Genomic DNA, 19,376 nt, shown 5'->3' on the forward strand with positions numbered 1-19,376 from the left:
TCCAATCGCTCCTTCATTTTTTGTCCTGTCAATCAGTATAGACAGGAACCGAAGGAAACAAACAACTTGGGTTGAAGAAGCTAATCAGTTTTATATAGATGTCAATTTGGTTGACTTTTAGTAGTTATCGGTCTTAACATATTGAGATGGCGTTAATGATGTAACTTTTTTAAAAACCCTGCTAAAATAATTGAGGTCATTAAAGCCTACCAAAAAGGCTATTTCTGTAATCGATATATTTCCGCTTTGCAGGTATAACTTGGCTTCTTCCACCCTCTTTTGATTAATATAATCAATTATATTCATAGTGGTTTCATTCTTAAACTTGCGTGAAAGATGTGACGGGCTCACATGTATGGCAGCCGCAATATCGTTAAGTGTTAAAGGACTTTCTAAATTTAATTCAATATAATCCACCGCCTTTTTCACAATGGAACTATAATGATTTGTAGAAAACAGTTTGACAGCATCACAATATTCATTAATCATGACCACCTCCATTTTTTTCAAATGAGGTAAATTGGGAGCTCTTTCAATTAAAACCGCAAATTTTTCCGAAATATTATGGACATGAATGGGATGGATTCCTCCTCTTTCGGCTGCTATCCTGCACAATGTGTTCAAAACCAATGATAAATTTTTAGCAGATCTAATGGGACTTTCAGGTATTCGATCGGCCATATTTAAGAGACTGTTACTTTCTGTTAAAATGCGGGCTATTTCCTGTTTATCCCCTTTTGCGATTGCATCCATTAGTTTCTTCTCATATTTATATCTAACCTCAATAATATGTTTACTTTCAGCAATATTCATTTTTAGCTGCTCTTTGTTTAAGGATGGTTTACTGGCATCAGAAGTGATTAGTTGCGAATCAATATGTTTATGTGTACACATATTAACAAGTAAATCTCCAATGCTATTCGAATCACGACTACTTATAACCGATAATGACGTATAGAATTCTTGAAGCTGTTTTCGTTCACTAACTGGCAGCTTGTTTTTAGAGATAATATCACTAATAAATTCCATACCAGGTATAGTAGATAGAAACGGGCCTACTAACACGAACCCATGAGACGCCCTATTTTTCGATATGCCCGCTGCAATATACTCAAGACCATAGGAATTTATATAGTAATAATAGCTGTTCGATGCGTTTTTTCTTAATATCTTATGAATCGTAAGGTACTCATCGTCAAAGTTTTGCAGTACTGCCGGGATGCTATGATTAATGAGTTGTAAAACAGCATCCCCTTCCTCACCAATTAACCTAACATCCATTTTCGTAATCGTGTTGATTAGATTACATATTTTATAGAAATCATGAAAAACACGCTCTGATTTTTCCACTATGTTATCACCTTTTCGTTTATTCATATCTCTAAGTATAATTAAAAATCCAAAAAAGTCATATATGTGCTAATTCAAGCAAAATAATACGATAATTAAAATGGACGATATCATATACTGAATTCAGGCGTTCAAGTCATGAAAAAATAAGTATAAAGATTTCTTAAAGCGGTTCGTGATTAACCGAATTTTGAAAACGCTTAACCGACAAACATTCCGGCAACAAAAACATAAAACCAGGAGGAAATGCGATGAGAAAAATGATTAATATAAATCATGGATGGAAATTTATCAAGCAAGATGAAGAAAAAGCAATGGATAAAACTTATAACGATGAGAATTGGGAAGACGTTCATGTCCCCCACACATGGAACGCAATTGACGGGGCAAATGGATTTGATTTTTATAAAGGTGCTTGCTGGTATAGAAAAGAGTTTGTTCTGGAGAGTTTGGCACAAGGAAACAAAGTATTTATTGAGTTCAACGGATCGAACAGCATTACGGATGTATATGTGAATGGCCAGCATATGGGGCAGCATAAAGGCGGCTATTCTACTTTTCGATTTGATATTACAAATGCAGTTGAGTTTGGCGTTAAAAACACGTTAGCAGTAAAAGTGGACAATACCGTTGTGGATGATGTATATCCTCAAATGGCTGATTTTACATTCTACGGCGGTATTTATCGTGATGTCAATCTTGTCATTGCTAATCATGTTCACTTTGATTTAATGGACTATGGTTCCCAAGGAGTCTATATCGTTCAAGAAGATGTTTCAAATGAAACAGCTAAGTTAACCATTAAGTCAAGGTTAGTGAATGATAACGCTGAGGAGAAGAAAGTAAGACTTTGGGCAGATCTATTAGATGCGGAAGGAAACCATGCAGCGTATGCGGCAAAAGAGGTGGTGCTGGCTGCAGGGGAAACGAAAGAGATGGAGATGCCGGTGGTTATCGAAAACCCAATATTATGGAATGGCAGAAAAAATGCTTATATGTATGAAGCGAAAATGTCCATGGTAAGCTTTAACGACACAGTCGATGAACTTTCCATTCCATTTGGCGTTAGGTACTTTACAGTTGATCCTGAAAAAGGGTTCTTCTTAAACGATGAACATCTTGCCTTACATGGCGTTTCAAGACATCAAGATCGAAAAGATATGGGCTGGGCCATCACGAAAAAAGAACATAAAGAGGATATGGAATTAATTAAAGAGGTAGGAGCAACTTCCATCAGATTAGCACACTATCAACATGATCAATATTTCTATGATTTATGCGATAAAGAAGGTATGGTTGTCTGGGCTGAAATACCATTTATATCGGTCATGTCAAAAACAGAGTTGGAAGGTATAAACGCAAAGCAACAGATGATTGAACTCATCCGACAAAACTATAACCATCCATCGATTATGTTCTGGGGTATTCAGAATGAAATTCAAATCGGCGGCGATACACCAGCGCTTAGAAAACTTGTGAAAGAATTAAATGGACTAACGAAAAAAGAAGACCCTACTAGACTAACAACAATGGCAAATGTTATGTTCGTGCCAGATGATGACGAATACAATTACACGACTGATATCATTGGATACAATAAATACTATGGCTGGTATCAAGGGAAAGCCGAAGATTTTGCAGGATGGCTTGACGGATTCCATAAAACAAATCCTAACGTAAGCTTATGTATTTCAGAATACGGCGCAGAAGGAATTATTCAATACCATACGAATAATCCAAAAGTGAAAGATTACACGGAAGAATACCATGCATTGTATCATGAAAAAGTCTGGAATATCTTCTCAAAACGCCCTTTCCTTTGGGCAACATATGTATGGAATATGTTTGATTTTGGTGCAAATATCCGCGATGAAGGCGGCGTAAAAGGAAGAAATAATAAAGGACTGATCACTTACGATCGAAAAATAAAAAAAGACGCTTTCTATATGTACAAAGCAAATTGGTCTGATGAAAAATTTGTGCATATTACAAGCAAACGTTTCGTCGATCGTGCGGATCGTACAATCTCCGTGAAAGTGTATTCGAACTGTAAAGAGCTGACACTTTATGTGAATGGAAAAGAGTTAGAAACAAAGACTGGTCATAGAACCTTTACGTTTGAAAATGTGGAATTACAGGATGGCATCAATGAGATTAAAGTAATATCGAACCAAGATGGTGTTGAACTCAAAGATACTGCCAGATTTAATAAGGTGGCTGAACCTAATCCAAGCTATGAAGCTCCTGAAGAAGATAAAGGCGGAGTCGTTGCGAACTGGTTCCAAATGCCTGACCTCGGTGATGTTGAAATAGAAGAAATCCATTTTACCGATGATGTTTATTCAACACGCTGCACATTTGGACAACTAATGGAAAATGAAGAAGCGAAAGCAGTACTTGAAAAATATTTAGGGAACTTTGCCGACCATCCTATGTTCGGTATGGCACAAGGCATGACCATTGATATGGTCGCTTCAATGGCAGAAGACCTATTTGATGAAAAAATAATGTATTCACTAAATAAAGAGTTAACAAACATTAAAAAATCATCAAGCTGATTCAAAAGGTATGCTGACCCATTCTCTATCAAAAAAAGACTTGGATTGAACATTATCCAAGTCTTTTTGATTATATCTCTTCTTCATTAACAAAATATGATTAGCCGATTTTCTCTTCTTTTATATCAACAGCCTGTCCATCTCCACTTTTAAATTTAAAAATGGAAATCGTAGTTAACACCGCTACAACAACAAGACAAGCAATGATACTCACTCGATTTTGTTCGTTCAACACGAAAATGATAGAAATAATGCCTAACGCAACAGCTGTTAATCCCGTTATATACGGGAAGCCCCATACTTTAAAGCTCGGCTCTTTCGGATAGGATTTGCGAAGTTTGATCTGCGCTAAACAGATACTGATCCATACCAATGATACAACAAAGCCAGGAAACGCCATCAATAATGTGAATACTTTATTCTGGTCAATCAGGGCAAACATAGATCCCCCGAATAATATTACGGCACTAAACATTAAACTGTAAATTGGTACACCGCTTTTTGATACGTAAGAGAAAGACTTTGGAGCTTCCCCTCCTGTAGCCAAAGAATGCAGCATGCGCGTACAACCGTATATACCAGAGTTGGCTGCAGATAAGACGGCTGTAATTAAAATGAAGTTCATGATGTGTGCTGCTCCTTGCAGGCCGGCCATTGATAACACTTGCACGAACGGACTTGACTGGTCGCTTAGTTCATTCCAAGGAATCAAACCGCAAATAATAAGGATTGGCAGCGTATAAAATAGGATAATTCTCCCGATAAAGCTTTTAATAACCTTTGGTAATATACGTTCTGCATCTTTTGCTTCTGTTACAGTCACTCCTATTAATTCAGAACCTCCGTACGAAAACATAACAATCAACAATGCAGAGAAAATGGACATCCAGCCATTCGGGAAAAATCCTCCATGAGCTGTAAAATTTTGCAGGTAGTTGCCTTGACCGCTAGGGATAATTCCAAAAAGAATAGCTGCTCCCAAGACGATAAATACCATGATCATCGCGATTTTAATACCGGCAAACCAAAATTCAAATTCCCCGTAGTTTTTAACATTCATCATGTTAATTCCGATAACTAAAGCGGCACAGCTTAAACTCAATACCCAAAGCGGAATATTTGGAAGCCAGTATTGCAAGAAGAATCCTGCCACGACTACTTCGATAATACACACAGCAAGCCACATGAAGCAATACATCCAACCCACAACAAAGGAAACGCGGCTGCCAAATGCTTTTTGGACAAAGCCTTTCATGTTTGTGTTCGGATAGACAATCGCCATTTCTGCGATGGCCCCCATGACGACAAGAAGCAATAACCCTGCGAATATATAAGTGAAAATAACTCCCGGTCCCGCTAACGATACAGTTTCAGCACTTCCCTTAAAAATACCGGTACCGATCGCACCGCCCATTGCCATCAAACTGATATGCCGAGGCAACAGGTTCTTTTGAAGTGATGCATTATTTGATCCCATTACTGATTCCTCCCTACCCTATTCATTGAAACAATTTCATCATGCATGGATTTAAACGTTTGTATCTGCCGAATTCTTGTTGCCCCATTTTCAGCCGCTAAGCAGCTGTTTGTTTTTGCTTTCACTCACGCTTGATACAATCTGTTGCCAACTCTGCACTATTATACACGAGAATGACGAGATATACATGAATACTTATCTGCTTTCTCGTACCATAACGAACATTGTTCAACAGGAGAAACTCATCTATTTAAGTAAGCGTTTTCAATTCCTCCCTCTTGTTTATTCTTATAAAGTAAAACTTCCATCTACGGGAATTTTCGATGCACAGGACGCGCAACAATGATGTCACGTTCTTCGTCTTCATTCCTTCGCCCGACTGATGGTAAGTTGAACTCATGAGCTTTTACATCAACCATCTAACGATGATTAACAAATTAATCTGAAGGGGCACATTATGTAAAAAGAAATCTAATTTACAAAATTACCCAAATTACTAAAATTTTCTGATTTTTTAGTGTGGAAAATTATATTCCCCTGTCTATAGCCCTTCTTTTCTCATATCCGGAATAAACTGAGAAAATTTTTGCATAAGCAGTGGACAAGAGTATCTTAAGAATCTTGTTCACTGCTTATGCTGGATGGATAGATGGTTATGCTAATTCAATCGGCCATAATTTCGGGTTTTCAATCAACTGCTTAAAGCGGTTCGTAAAGGCCACAGCTGTTGCACCGTCTGCCACCCTGTGGTCAAACGCCATGGACAGGTTCATGATGGATCGAACGACGATTTCGTCATTGTCTGTCACAACCGCCATTTTCTTCGTTTTATGGAAGGCGATTAAACCTGTTTCCGGATGATTGATAATTGGTGTAGCCCCAATGCTTCCTAACGGCCCGACATTACTGATCGTAAATGTACCGCCTTTCATATCAGCCGGAGCCAATTTGCCCTCTTGCGCTTTCTTCGTCAACTCTTTTAATTTGTCATGGATTTGGCGAACAGAAAGTCGATCGGCATGATGAATGACCGGAACGATCAAACCGTCTTCTGTATCTGTCGCAATCCCAATGTTGTATTCTTTTTCAAGACGGATGACTTCGTTTTCTTCATCCAGCTTTGCGTTGAATACAGGGAATTGCTTTAATGCAACCGTAATGGCTTTAATAAAGAATGCAACAGCGGAAACATTAATATCTATTTCTTTTAAGTCTTTTCGATAGTTCAGCAATTCCGTCATATCGATTTCTTCAAAATGAGTCACATGAGGAATCGTGTAAAGAGATTGCGTCATCTTTTTCGCGATTTGCTTGCGGCGCCCTCTGAACGGAATAATTTCTGCATCCGCTGCCGGTGCTGCGATTTCTTTTGCTTCTTGCTTTTGAACACCCTGTTTGATTGCTTCTTTTTGTACAGGCGTCTCAACCGCAACGGCTTGCGTTTCTTCGGATTGCTGCATGCCGTCACGCTGTTTCACGAATTTATAGATGTCTTCTACCGTAATACGGCCCAATGTTCCCGTTCCGGTGATGTCATTAATATCAACGCCAAACTCGCGGGCAATTTTTCGTGTATAAGGTGCAGCGATGATGACTTTCTTTTCCGTACTTGCTTTAGGCGCTGTGGCTGTTGCCGTTTGAGCCGGTGCAGGCGCTGCTTCTGTTTTCACTGGAGCAGGCACTTCTGCTTTTGGTGCCGCAGGTGTTTCAGCCGCTGCACTTCCTCCCGCTTCCAATACGATAAGAGTGGTTCCGACAGAAACCGTCGTTCCCCGGTCGATGACAATATCTTTTACTTTTCCTGCCGCTGGAGACGGTAGCTCCGCAACCATTTTATCTGTTTGTACTTCTACAAGAGGCTGGTCTACCTTGACCGTATCCCCAACTTTAACGAAATAGTGTATAATTTCTCCCTCGGTCATTCCTTCTCCGATATCATGAAGTTTTACTTCAACCATGTCTTCCCCTCCTAGAAATGTACAACTTTTTCGATTGCTTTAAAAACTCGCTGCGGTGTCGGCAAATAGTGTTCCTCCAGCGCGAAAAGCGGAACCGGAACATCAAAGCCTGTCGCACGCTCAATTGGCGATTTCAAATACAAAAACGATGTATCATTAATGATGGAAATCACGTCATTCCCTACTCCACCTGTTTCATGTGCTTCGTGAACAATAACCGCACGCCCTGTTTTTTGAACAGATTCAGCAATGATGTCCTTATCAATCGGGTAAAGGGTGCGCAAATCGATGACATCGCATGTAATACCTTGTTTTTCTGCCTGTTCGGCCGCTTTCATAGCCACCGGTACCATCGCTCCCCATGTAATAACCGTAACATCGTTTCCATCTTTAAGCTTTTTCCCTTTGCCGATTTCAACCGTATATTTCCCTTCCGGCACTTCTTCGCGGTGGGCACGGTAAATTCTCATCGATTCCATGAATAAAACTGGATCTGGATCTTCAATCGCCGCAATCAGGAGGCCTTTTGCGTCATATGGAGAAGACGGACAGACTACTTTAATCCCTGGCATATGAGTAAATAACGCTTCTACACTGTCTGAGTGAACTTCTGGTGCGCGGATACCTGCCCCGTATGGAGCGCGGATGACCATCGGAACCGTAAAGTGTCCCATCGTCCGCATACGGATACGCGATACATGTGTCATGATTTGCTCATAAGCGGGATAAATGAATCCAAGGAACTGCATTTCCGTTACCGGTTTAAATCCATTGACTGCCATTCCGATTGAAGTACCGATAATTCCCGCTTCACTCAGCGGTGTGTCAATAACGCGGTCTTCACCGAACTGCTCCTGCAAACCATCTGTCGCACGGAATACGCCGCCGTTTTTTCCAACATCCTCTCCTAGTACGAGAACGTTTTCATTTTCCTGCAGCATTGTTCGCAATCCATCTGTAACCGCCTGTACAAGGGTTAATTGATTCGTTTTCGTTTCAGCGCCTGTTTTTGCTTTCTCTGCACTCATGACCATCACCCCTCACCTCCGATTAATTGAAGATACTCTTCTTTTTGTTTTGCAATCGTCCAAGTCGGTGTTTCAAAAACATGATCAAATAAGTCATTTACATTCGGTTTCGGGAAGCTTTCCATGCCCTTGACAGCCTCTTCCACTTCATTCATCGTTTCTTCTTTGATTTTCTCCACCCATTCTTCGTCCCAGAAGCCGTTTAGCTTCATGTAACGTTCAACGCGAAGAAGAGGATCCCGAATTTCACGGATTTTGTCACTGTCTGATTGGTCACGATATTTAGTTGGGTCATCTGCCGTCGTATGGGCACCATATCTCCATGTAATGGCTTCGATTAAAGTTGGGCCTTCTCCATTACGACCGCGGTCAAGGGCTTCTTTCGTCTGGAAGTACACTGCAAAAATATCGTTTCCATCGACACGGATACCCGGCATGTCATAAGCAACCGATTTTTGGGCAATTGTTTTAGAATTCATTTGCTTTTCAATTGGAACTGAAATCGCAAAGCCATTGTTTTGGTTAAAGAAAACAGCCGGCGCCTGGAATACGCTCGCAAAGTTCAAACCTTCGTGGAAATCCCCTTCTGAAGTGGCCCCGTCACCGAAATAAGCAATGGCGGCATTTTTCGTTCCCTTTCTTTTTTCCGCCATGGCAGCCCCTGCCGCATGCGGGATTTGAGTAGCGATTGGAACGGCAGGCGGGAAAATTTTCTTGCCGTTCTGCGGCACACACCCCTCAACACGGCCGTTCCAATATAAGTATGTGCGAACCATGTCGGCTCCAAATGTCAATGTCGCGCCGTGATCACGATATGTAGGAAATACCCAGTCATCTTTTTCGAGCGCTAATGCACTTCCCACTTGGGAGGCTTCCTGGCCTTCAAACGGTGCGTAAGTCCCAAGTCTTCCTTGACGCTGCAAGCTGATTGCCTTGCGGTCAAATGTACGAATGCGAATCATATTGTAATAAAATGTTTTGACAAGCTCTTCCGTGATTTGTTCTTTATATTTCTCATTAATTAATTGTCCGTTTTCATCAACGATTTGAAAGATTGAAAAATCAGTTGTCATCTTCATCACCTCATTCAATGATCCCGCTCCCCTGGGCGGTTCGTTCATCCAGCCGTCAGCGGGGAATTAGATTTCCCGCTGATGCTGTTTTTTTGTTGTTCAGTGCCAGCGAACGTCGAGCTGAACAGTCGCCGGAGCTTGAAGCACATGGATGTGCAAATAAAGCCGTGGCGATTAACGTTGCGTTCTTAGGCTTCGTTCCTTTATTGTCCAGCTGCACGAGCCAGCTCCTCGAGTCGCTTCTGCTTTCATTTCGAAGACAAAAAGCGTCTTCGCTATGAAAGCTGCCAGCGCTTGTCGGAGCTAAACGGGCTCGTTCCGCTTTTCTTCTGTCCAGCTGCGGCTCCTAGCTCAGCACGGAAAAAGATGCTTGCCCTCATAAGGCAAAAAGCGCCTTATGGGTCAATCCCTATTTTCTTAGGCTCACAGTATGTGAGTCATGCCGACGTTGCCACAGGACGTGGCGATCTTAGTCGGCCTTCCTCAACCAAGTCGCCTCCGCTTTTCTTTATTTCCGAATGTCCCATTTTGGACGTTTTGTGTGTGAGAAAAAGCTGTTCTGTTTTTTGCGGTCTTCCATGCGTTTTTCGCACAGGCGATTGGCCGCTTGAATCGTTGTGATGTCATCCAAGTCCGATTGTTCATACACTTCCAATAATGATGTATAAATGGACTTTGTTTTCGTTAATACGCGTTCTTTGTTGTAGCCGTATAACTCATCGGCTACTTGAATGAGGCCGCCGCCGTTCACGATATAATCCGGAGCATATAAAATACCTTTATTTTTCAGTATTTCTCCGTGTTTTTCCGTTAAAAGCTGATTGTTAGCCGATCCAGCTATCGCTTTCACCTTTAACATATCCAGCGTGTCATCATTGATGATTCCGCCGAACGCACATGGAACGAACACATCCGCATCTGCTGAGTAGATGTCGTTTCCGTTCACAACACGGACGTTGCCGCCCAATTGTTTCGCGCGCTCCTGAATCGCTTCAATCGCTTTTTCATTAATATCCGTTACGTAAAGGTCTCCTCCGGATTCAAGAAGCTGTTCTGCAACTTTAAATCCTACCTTTCCAAGACCTTGAATGGCATATGCTTTTCCAGATAAATCATCCGTGCCAAACGCCACTTTATTCGTTGCTTTTATCCCGTATATGACGCCAAGGGCTGTCGGGACAGAGGAATCTCCTCCTCCGCCGTACGCTTCGGGAATTCCTACGATACAGTTCGTTTCCTTTGATGCATGGATAAAGTCATCTGTTGATGTTCCCATGTCTGTTCCTGTATAAAAGCGGCCGTTTAACGAATCGACGAACTGACCGAATGCTCTAAACATGGCAGGAGTTTTATCCTTCGTCGGATCACCAATGATAACCGACTTCCCCCCTCCAAAGTCTACATCAGCAGCCGCACATTTATATGTCATGCCCTTTGATAAACGAAGCACATCTTCCAATGCTTCATCCATTGTCCGGTACGGGTGCATACGACAGCCGCCCAAGGCCGGACCAAGCGTTGTATTATGAATGGCAATGATTGCCTTTAACCCCGTTGCCGGATCATTACAAAAGACAATTTGCTCATGTTCATGCATTTTTTCCAAAACTGTTTCCTGCATTTGCACTGGTTGTTTCATCACATTCATCAATATACCCCCATTATGACTATGACCATATTAGTAAACGCTTACAAATGAGATGTTGAATTCATCTTCAAGTGATAGACTGACCTATCTTTCTTTGAATCTCTTTTTTCGGTAAAATAACTTGTTTGACTTCCCCTATCCCTATAACCATCTCTTCGTTACGCGCCTCTACTTTTGTTACAATGATATTGTTTTGAATGTTTGTTACCGTTGCCACAACCGTTACAGTAGAACCTTCAGTTGTCGGGGCAATGTGCTTGACAGAAACCGCTGCACCCATTCCTTCTTCATCATCTTCCAAATACGGTAAAATGATTTTTCGTGCGGCCCATTCCATGTGGTAAACCATTGATACGGTTGAATAAGCCGGATGGACAACTTCCCCGTCAAACTGGGCAAACATTTCAGGAGTGACCTGCGCTGTTACAAAGGCAGAATCTCCGACTTGCATCCCTGTTTTCATTTTCTTCCCCCTTCAGAAAATAAAATGGAAGTTACAAAACTATAACACTCAAATTATATAACGATATTACAACGTTATGTTAATATATAGTCATATAATTGTCAATGAAATCGCTAAATTTTCCCATTATTCTTTTATTCCATAACTTTATTGCGCCTAATAGGTTCATGATCTTGGTATATCAGCCCTAAACGGGTGCACACGAAAAAATCTCAACTCAAAAAATTGACTGAGTGTCATATTTAATTAACAAAACACAAGGAATTTCTGCATGAATGGCGCAATTCCAATGAATTTCGAGTAATCCCAGTTCAATAATCAGATTTAGAAAGCGCTTTCAAATTTTCAGAAAATTCCACTTTTTAAAACACATATGTATATAACGTTTTACAAACGTAATTTTATCAATGCGTCATGTAGTTAGTCAATACAATTATCAGAAATATAATTATTTTGAGAATAGATTGGCAGCGCATAAACGAAAAGAGAACATTCAATCTCCCAAAAGAGCTATTTCAAAAGATTGAATAAAAAAACTCCTAATCACCCTCTTTCGAAGAAGGTCAAAAAAAAAGAATATCGGAAATTCGATATCCTTTTCTTGATCTTAATTTTGAATCATGAGCGGGTGTGTCAGCACATCATACTCTTCATCTTTTTTTCCCAACTCATTTCCCTCTTGGAATACAGATTCAAAAAAGCGGCTTGCAGGTTCTGCGAGCGCTTTATAAAAGTTCTCAAACAATGCAGCGGCTTGAGAACCAAGCCAGTTATCAGGAAGAAGTTCTTCCGAAAGCCCCGGATCTATGAACAAAAATTTCCGATATTCATGCACCAGCTTTGTTCTTTCGACGAAGCATTCTGCATCTGCCATCATTCCGCTCTTGATTTTGCTTTTTGCCGTCATAAATTTCTCGGTGTATGTGGTAATAAATTCTTCATATTTGCTATTGATCTCGTTAATGTTCCAGCACTCTTCCACCAACTTCGCATTTTGATGGGGACCGTCGTATGAAGCTACAAAAAAATGAACATATGGTTTAATATTATATTTTTCTATGATTGCATACACTTGTTTTTCTAGAATATTGGGAGACACCCAGCAGCTGTTCGCCATGGAGCCAAACCCGCTCCAAACGAGCTCCTGGCGCATTTCATCCCGAAGAGAGCGTTTCTCTTCCGGTATGTTATACATAAGAATTCGCCATTTTCCGTCCCATTTTTGCGGCTGAAGTTTAAAGATTCGTTCTGCCGCCTCTTCCATCCGATTAATTCCTTGCTCGGTCAAGTAATAATAGCTCTTGTTTTTTTCTTTGCGGGCCGTTACCCATCCTTGCTTGTTCATTCTTGAGATTGCGGCACGTACCGATTGTTCGTTATGGCCGAACTCTTTTAACAGTCTAATCAAGCTCCCAATCCAAATTTCATTTCCATAATGCCGAATATAGTCACCATAAAGGGTAAAAATCATCGATCTCGTGTTTAAACTGTTTTCCATTTCTCCCATCCTCTTCTTATGCTTCACCGTTCTTTATGTCGTATCATTCAACCATCTTGTTATCTTTCATCCGAGAAGGTGATGGATACTGCGGTTATTAGTCTGAATATTTTAACATGGGAAGGTAACATTTTCAATCACAGCTTATGAAAGGAAGGACTGCCCCCAAAATATATAGTTAATAATAATATAATTATGTTAATTAATATTCTATAAATTTGACTGCCCGTTACTGCAGGATAAACACTCACCTTGAAGGACAAGAGGCTCCTCTTTGGCGAGCGTTAAGATGGTCATATAACAAGCTATTCAGTCAGGATTACAGCCTTTTTCATCAGTTTTTCACTCCATAGCGCAGCTCGGTTAACGGCATTGACCGCAGTACAATCTCGTCGGTCTTAACATCATACAATCCAAAAGGAACCAAACGCAGACCTGGCAGAAAATCACACGTTAAGAATAGTAAGGTATACAGAATATCATGGAATGGAAAACCTCGTTCCTGCACCGCTGATAGCAACTGATCATGATACTGGACCGCTATATCAAAAGAAGAATCAGTTGTCATCATTCCTGTAAATGGTAACGGGATTTCCAGTATCACTTCATTACCATCTACAATTACAACGCCACCGCCCATTTCATGAACTCTTGCTGCAGCCTTTGCCATTGCTTCAGGACTTTTTCCGACTGCAAGCAGTTCAGTCGTTGTATTATAGGTAGAGGCCATTCCATCTAAATTGACAGCAAACCTCTCCAATATTCCTTTTGCTGCCCATTCGCCATTTCTGTCAATCAATGCAGCATATACAAGACCCTCATGACCGGAAAGATCGGCATAACCATTTACTGAAGGGAGTTCCATGTCTTTTCTTTGCGTAATAACATTACTGCGAAAATGAACAACCGGAACCAGCTCATTTGAAGATGTATGCGGATAGCGATAGAGATCCGGATTTTCCAGAACGGACTTAGTAAAAGCAAATGGTTCCCTGACAACATATTTGCTCCACTCAATACTTGGCAGTGCAACCTTCAGCTGACCATGTTCAGCCGCCACTTCTCCGCCGGCAATAACCAAATCGGGGCGAAAATCAACAAGATTAGGCAATAATAAAATATCAGCACGTCTGCCAGGGGCAATTCCGCCAATGTAGTCGTCCAGGCGCAGGTATGTCGCAGCATTGATCGTTACCATCTGTATCGCCTTCATGACTGGTACTCCAAGCTCTACAGCCTTTCTTACAAGCCCATCCACAAATCCTTCCTTTTCAATAAAGCCAGGGTGCGGACCGTCTGTCGTCATAATAACCCGGCTTGTATTGACGTTTCCTTCTGTAATCAGTTTAATAATTTCCGGCAAATCAGGACGCAGCGAGCTGTTGCGAAGCGTTGTCCACATGCCCAGTCTAAGACGGTCGAATGCTTCTTTTGCCGTGATTGCTTCGTGGCAGGCGCTCACCCCAGATGCTACTACAGAATTCAATTTATCGTAGGAGCATCCGGCTGTATGTCCATCTGACACTTTTCCCAGCGTTTTTACAACATCCATTGTATCAAGTAAAAAAGGATCCGCATTATATAATAATGGCCAACGGGTCACTTCAGCGGTTCCCAATACTTCATCAAGTTCAAGGAGACTCTGTACATCCTTTTGATTGAACCATTCCCTTTCCCCCGGGTAATCAGCCTGCGAAACAAGACGAGCCAACCAAAAAAAGTTACCGGGCAGTTGTTTCAAATCCTTAAGCATTTCTTTAAACCCCTCGGCCCCCATGTGCAAATAAAAAAATAAGTTATCATTTACGGTCGTTGTCGTGCCAAGAGATAGTACTTTCTCCGTTACGCTTACCGGATTATACATTACCCATGGATGGGCATGGGCCTCAATAAATCCTGGTGAAACATACATTCCCTCTGCATCAATGACCTTTGTATTCTCCCCAATCGGTGCCTCACTTTCACCGACATATGCAATACAATCTTTATACACCGCCACATTATGTTGCAAAAATTCCCCAGAATACACATTAATCACTGTTCCGCCTTTAATAAATAAATCAGCAGATCGGCGCCCCTGGGCCACTTCAATCAATTCCATTCTTGTAGCCTTTGATTCCATTTTCCACCTCTCCATTCTTATCATAGATTTGCAAACCAATATTTATCATCAATTATAAACGACCGTCACATATACATAATATATAAAAATATTATAAAATTTCAAATTTTTATGCACTAAAAGCAATATGGCAAGTCGATCGTTAGCACAAAGCGAATTAGGTCTTATCTACATCTATTTTTGAAAGCCCGTGCACTAATGTAAAAAGCCAATCCCCTACACACATAAACAGAGATTAGCTTTCATTATTATGATTAATGAATTTCTCTAATACCAGATAAACGAATAGATAAGATTTTTTGCTGCCCGTTCCAGCAAAAGAACATTTACTAGAAACGTAGAGCTATTCATTTATTCTAGTTAAACTTTGAGAATGTGAAGCTGTTCTAAAAAGTTTATACACGAGCACTTAAAATACCTATACTTTTCAAAAAGAGAATGACTCAAAAGGTATGAAAAGCATACCTTTCGAGTCATTCTCCTGAAAGGACCCGTCATAAAAATCCAGTAAAATCAGGGATTCAGCGACGAGTCCTTTCAGTAAAAAATCATTGTTTCAGCACGTTTAAAACTTATGGGACAGCTACTTTTCAAAGGTTCTTTATATATCCGTACAAGGCTCTTGATAGAGTAAAGTCCATTAAAAACCCTTCTCATCTTGCTCTAATACTGCTCATTTTGCGTGATTGAAGAAGTCTCAGCTGCCGCCTTCTCCCTATAAACACCCTTTAAGCATTTAGCCACGGATTAATTTGGCTATATTCACCTGGGCCCTCTTTTTGAAGAATGTTCTTTATATCTTCGGGAATTGGAACTGCAAAGATTTTCCCGTTCTCCTCTTTGACCCAACCGCGAAGCTCAAAGCCATAACCCATTCTTGTATCTCCTCGATATACCTCGTGATTAAGCTTAATGGTTTTATTATTGATTTCTGCGACAACTGTTTTAATGGTAATAATATCATCATAATATAATGGATTTTCAAACGTACAACGCACATCAAGAAGAGGAAGAATAATGTTTCGTTCCACAGTAAGCCTGGAAGGCGCCAACCCTATGCTTCTGAAAAATTGATGTCCGGCGATATCAAACCATTTAAAATAGTTTGGATAATAGACGATTCCAGCCGCATCTGTATCTCCAAAATTAACCCGAATCTGGAATTCATTCGTTCTCATCTTCTCTCCCCCTTTTTCTGTCCTGTCTAAAACCATTTAGACCAATAGTCCGTAGAACAGCTGCTTCGCTATATTTATCTTTTTTATCTCAATTCATTAAGTCAATTATTCGCATTTCCGTCATAACTGAAGCGCACCGCTTTGCAGAAGTTTCCTAAGTTTAAAGCGCTGAATTTTGCCGGTCGCCGTTTTAGGAAGTTCATCAATAAATTGAATAACACGTGGATATTTGTAACGCGCTAAATGCTGTTTGACAAATTCTTTCAATTCATTTTCCATTTCCATCGATGGCTTCATATCCTCTTTTAAAACAATATAGGCTTTGGGAACAACCAGATTGTTTTCGGTTGTTTCGCCGACAACGGCTGTCTCCAGCACAGCATCGTGCTGTAGTAAACAATTTTCGATTTCAATAGGCGAAACCCAAATCCCCCCCACCTTTAACATATCGTCAGAACGCCCGCAATACCAAAAATATCCGTCTTCATCCATATAATATTTATCTCCTGTATGAAGCCATCCCCCGACGAACTTTTGCTTGTTTTGCTCATGCAGGTTCCAATATCCATGTGCAATACTGTCTCCGCGAATGACTAAATCACCGATTTCATTCGGCGGCAGCGGAACTCCTTGCTCGTTGACAATTTTCGCCTCAAATCCCGGGACGACCTTCCCAGAGCTTCCTTCCTTGACATCTCCTATTCGATTTGAAAGAAAAATATGGAGAGCTTCCGTCGATCCAATGCCGTCCAGTATATCCAAACCGTATAATTCCTTCCATTTCTTCGCGAATGCCGGCGGAAGAGCCTCTCCAGCCGACACACAAACCCGAAGGGAGGAGAGATCAAAACGTTTTCCTGTTCTCTCAGTAAAGTCAATCATCGCTCCATAAAGTGTGGGAACTCCAAAGAATATGGTAGGCCTGTATTCCTCTATTGCCGAAAACATCGTTTCGGGCAATGGGCGTTCTTTTACTAAAACTATTGAGCCGCCTGTACCAAGCGAAAAATACATTCCCCCTCCTAATCCGTAAGCAAAGTAAAGTTTAGAAGCGGAAAGACATCGATCATCTTCAGTCATTTGCAAAATATTTTTGGCATAAGTATTTAAAGCAAATTCCATATCATGCTGCAGATGGATAACCCCTTTTGGATTTCCTGTACTGCCTGAACTAAACAGCCAAAAGGCCGAATCATCATAGTTGGTACAAGGTGGATCGAGTTCAATGCTTGCTTGATTCATCATTTGATGAAAATTAAAGGCTCGATCAAATTCATTGACAGCGTTTTCACAAATCACAATAATATGTTCAAGGAAAATGAAGCGTTCTCTTAAGTGACACATATTCGCCCAAAGGTCTTGATGAACAATCAAAACTCTAGCACGGCTATTGTTTAAGTAATATTCATAGTCAGACGCCGGCATGGACGTATTGACAGGAATAGGAACGGCTCCCATCCTAATCGCTCCAAAAAATGAATAAACAAATTCCGGTGTATCATAGCAATTAATTAAAATACGATCTTCCATCCTTAAACCGATTTCTTTTAGCATATTGCCTACTTGATTTACTCTGTCTTTCAATTTCTTATAAGTGATTTGTTCATCCTGAAAATAGATTGCAACTTTATCTCCCAAACCACGAATCATATTTTCATCGATAAATTGATACGAAGTATTATAAGGCATGCCTATACCGCGTAAATCCACCCATCATCACCCTTATTTATTTTTTAATTTCGACAAAGACATACATAAATTTTCAGACTATTAAGATTATATATGTGATTTCAAAAACAAGCCACCCCCGAATGAAAATATCTTTCTCTTTTCCATTCCTTTTGGGCGGCTTCGGACAAAGCAAAGACTTCTACTAAAACTTACAATTAACAAAACTCAGTACAAGACAGTGTAAAGGCTTTCGTTATTATTATCGTTTTCTACTTGAATTTATATTTCGTTCCACTTTGTCATGTCCAGCATCAGTGACTAATCTATTAAGTCGCCTCCGCTTTCTTATAGATTAAAGGCCTTTCCAGTTAGCAGGGCGTTTTTCTAAGAAAGAGCTTAATCCTTCTTTTGCATCTTCGGAACGGAATAATAAGTTTTGCAATTCGCCTTCATAACGAATCGCTGCATTTAATGGCATTTCTTTTCCGTTCATGATGGACAACTTAATATTTGATGTGGCGTAAGTTGCGCTATTTGCAATCTTTCTGGCATATTCTAACGTTTTTGCTCTTGTTTCTGCTTGCGGCAACACTTTGTTTACAAGACCAATTTTTAAGGCTTCCTGTGGAGACATTGTGTCCCCTGTGATGTTCATGTCCAATGCGCGAGAGAATCCTACAAGACGCGCCAAACGCTGCGTTCCGCCTGTCCCGGCTAACACACCAAGGGATACTTCAGGAAGCCCGATTTTTCCTGCCTCGTCTCCCATGAAGCGAAGATCACACCCAAGGGCCATTTCCAATCCGCCGCCCACTGTATGCCCTTCCAAGCAAGCGATGTAAATTTGCGGTGAACGGGCGATCTTGTCCAATGTTTCATTACATAGTAAACAGAATTGTGTTTTAAAGCGCGGCTCTGCTGACTTTAAGAAGTTAATATCCGCACCCGCTGAGAAGAATTTTGGCATATCACTCACTAACACGACTACTTTAATTTCTGGATCGAAACGAATTTCATCAATTGCTGCATTTAAATCTTGATAGAATTCAAGGCTGTAAGAGTTGGTTTTATTAACGTGAAGATGGATTTCAGCAATCCCATTATCCTTTACAATACTTAAATTTTCTTTTTTAGTTGTCATTGCAGTTGTCATTAAAAATTCCTCCTCTATTATCTTGATAATGAATGTAATAACTGTATTAATAGTGTTAATTCGTTGCAATTGACTATATGAATATTTATAATAGAATCTCAATAATATTTTTCTTTATTTTGACAATCCATGGAGGTAGAATGGAAAGGGCTGTTTCCATCTACCGCTTCATGGATTCTTTTTTCACTTTCTATTTTTT

The 19,376-nt window shown here is 40.5% G+C and carries 13 protein-coding genes; 1 reads left to right on the plus strand and 12 read right to left on the minus strand.

Annotated features, from left to right (window positions below; genetic code table 11):
• Window positions 1-117: 117 nt before the first annotated feature.
• Window positions 118-1,350, minus strand: coding sequence for a helix-turn-helix domain-containing protein (locus BK575_RS15550; protein ID WP_078411360.1), 1,233 nt, complete (start codon window positions 1,348-1,350; stop codon window positions 118-120).
• Between the two features lie 251 nt (window positions 1,351-1,601).
• Here BK575_RS15550 and BK575_RS15555 point away from each other — a divergent pair, with 251 nt between their 5' ends.
• Window positions 1,602-3,908, plus strand: coding sequence for a glycoside hydrolase family 2 protein (locus BK575_RS15555; protein WP_078411362.1), 2,307 nt, complete (start codon window positions 1,602-1,604; stop codon window positions 3,906-3,908).
• A 100-nt stretch (window positions 3,909-4,008) separates the two neighbouring features.
• On the opposite strand, the gene BK575_RS15560 is transcribed toward BK575_RS15555, so the two are convergent.
• From BK575_RS15560 to BK575_RS15610, 11 genes are all read right to left on the minus strand, one after another.
• A complete protein-coding gene (locus tag BK575_RS15560; RefSeq protein WP_078411364.1) occupies window positions 4,009-5,385 on the minus strand; it encodes an amino acid permease in 1,377 nt (458 codons plus the stop codon).
• A 653-nt stretch (window positions 5,386-6,038) separates the two neighbouring features.
• Window positions 6,039-7,343, minus strand: a complete 1,305-nt coding sequence (locus BK575_RS15565; protein ID WP_078411366.1) for a dihydrolipoamide acetyltransferase family protein — start codon at window positions 7,341-7,343, stop codon at window positions 6,039-6,041.
• 11 nt (window positions 7,344-7,354) lie between these two features.
• A complete protein-coding gene (locus tag BK575_RS15570) occupies window positions 7,355-8,377 on the minus strand; it encodes an alpha-ketoacid dehydrogenase subunit beta (RefSeq protein ID WP_407984349.1) in 1,023 nt (340 codons plus the stop codon).
• Entirely contained in the window at window positions 8,377-9,444 is a 1,068-nt protein-coding gene (gene pdhA, locus BK575_RS15575) for a pyruvate dehydrogenase (acetyl-transferring) E1 component subunit alpha (RefSeq protein WP_078414816.1), read from the minus strand. The genes BK575_RS15570 and pdhA overlap by 1 nt, the downstream gene beginning before the upstream one ends.
• A 508-nt stretch (window positions 9,445-9,952) precedes the next feature.
• Window positions 9,953-11,092, minus strand: coding sequence for a Leu/Phe/Val dehydrogenase (locus tag BK575_RS15580; protein ID WP_078411368.1), 1,140 nt, complete (start codon window positions 11,090-11,092; stop codon window positions 9,953-9,955).
• A gap of 67 nt (window positions 11,093-11,159) precedes the next feature.
• Entirely contained in the window at window positions 11,160-11,555 is a 396-nt protein-coding gene (locus tag BK575_RS15585) for a thioesterase family protein (RefSeq protein WP_078411370.1), read from the minus strand.
• 607 nt (window positions 11,556-12,162) lie between these two features.
• The gene (paaX, locus tag BK575_RS15590; protein ID WP_169907839.1) at window positions 12,163-13,053 is read right to left on the minus strand and encodes a phenylacetic acid degradation operon negative regulatory protein PaaX; all 891 of its coding nucleotides are present in this window, start codon (window positions 13,051-13,053) and stop codon (window positions 12,163-12,165) included.
• 334 nt (window positions 13,054-13,387) lie between these two features.
• Window positions 13,388-15,175, minus strand: coding sequence for an adenine deaminase C-terminal domain-containing protein (locus tag BK575_RS15595; RefSeq protein ID WP_078411372.1), 1,788 nt, complete (start codon window positions 15,173-15,175; stop codon window positions 13,388-13,390).
• A gap of 728 nt (window positions 15,176-15,903) precedes the next feature.
• A complete protein-coding gene (locus BK575_RS15600; protein ID WP_078411374.1) occupies window positions 15,904-16,353 on the minus strand; it encodes an acyl-CoA thioesterase in 450 nt (149 codons plus the stop codon).
• Window positions 16,354-16,473: 120 nt separating this feature from the next.
• Window positions 16,474-18,063 (minus strand): benzoate-CoA ligase family protein, encoded by a 1,590-nt coding sequence (locus BK575_RS15605; RefSeq protein WP_078411376.1) that lies wholly within the window; start codon window positions 18,061-18,063, stop codon window positions 16,474-16,476.
• 313 nt (window positions 18,064-18,376) lie between these two features.
• Entirely contained in the window at window positions 18,377-19,177 is an 801-nt protein-coding gene (locus tag BK575_RS15610; protein ID WP_078411378.1) for an enoyl-CoA hydratase/isomerase family protein, read from the minus strand.
• Between the last annotated feature and the right edge of the window lie 199 nt (window positions 19,178-19,376).

The organism is Priestia abyssalis (genome assembly GCF_002019595.1).
Classification (GTDB): Bacteria; Bacillota; Bacilli; order Bacillales; family Bacillaceae_H; genus Bacillus_BA; species Bacillus_BA abyssalis.

Excerpts from the sequence above, each read along its gene's own strand:
- BK575_RS15555 (WP_078411362.1), top strand. The coding sequence starts at position 1,602 with ATGAGAAAAATGATTAATATAAATCATGGATGGAAATTTATCAAGCAA.
- pdhA (WP_078414816.1), bottom strand. The coding sequence starts at position 9,444 with ATGACAACTGATTTTTCAATCTTTCAAATCGTTGATGAAAACGGACAA.
- BK575_RS15585 (WP_078411370.1), bottom strand. The coding sequence starts at position 11,555 with ATGAAAACAGGGATGCAAGTCGGAGATTCTGCCTTTGTAACAGCGCAG.
- BK575_RS15565 (WP_078411366.1), bottom strand. The coding sequence starts at position 7,343 with ATGGTTGAAGTAAAACTTCATGATATCGGAGAAGGAATGACCGAGGGA.
- BK575_RS15570 (WP_407984349.1), bottom strand. The coding sequence starts at position 8,377 with ATGGTCATGAGTGCAGAGAAAGCAAAAACAGGCGCTGAAACGAAAACG.
- BK575_RS15595 (WP_078411372.1), bottom strand. The coding sequence starts at position 15,175 with ATGGAATCAAAGGCTACAAGAATGGAATTGATTGAAGTGGCCCAGGGG.
- BK575_RS15610 (WP_078411378.1), bottom strand. The coding sequence starts at position 19,177 with ATGACAACTGCAATGACAACTAAAAAAGAAAATTTAAGTATTGTAAAG.
- paaX (WP_169907839.1), bottom strand. The coding sequence starts at position 13,053 with ATGGAAAACAGTTTAAACACGAGATCGATGATTTTTACCCTTTATGGT.
- BK575_RS15600 (WP_078411374.1), bottom strand. The coding sequence starts at position 16,353 with ATGAGAACGAATGAATTCCAGATTCGGGTTAATTTTGGAGATACAGAT.
- BK575_RS15560 (WP_078411364.1), bottom strand. The coding sequence starts at position 5,385 with ATGGGATCAAATAATGCATCACTTCAAAAGAACCTGTTGCCTCGGCAT.
- BK575_RS15580 (WP_078411368.1), bottom strand. The coding sequence starts at position 11,092 with ATGAATGTGATGAAACAACCAGTGCAAATGCAGGAAACAGTTTTGGAA.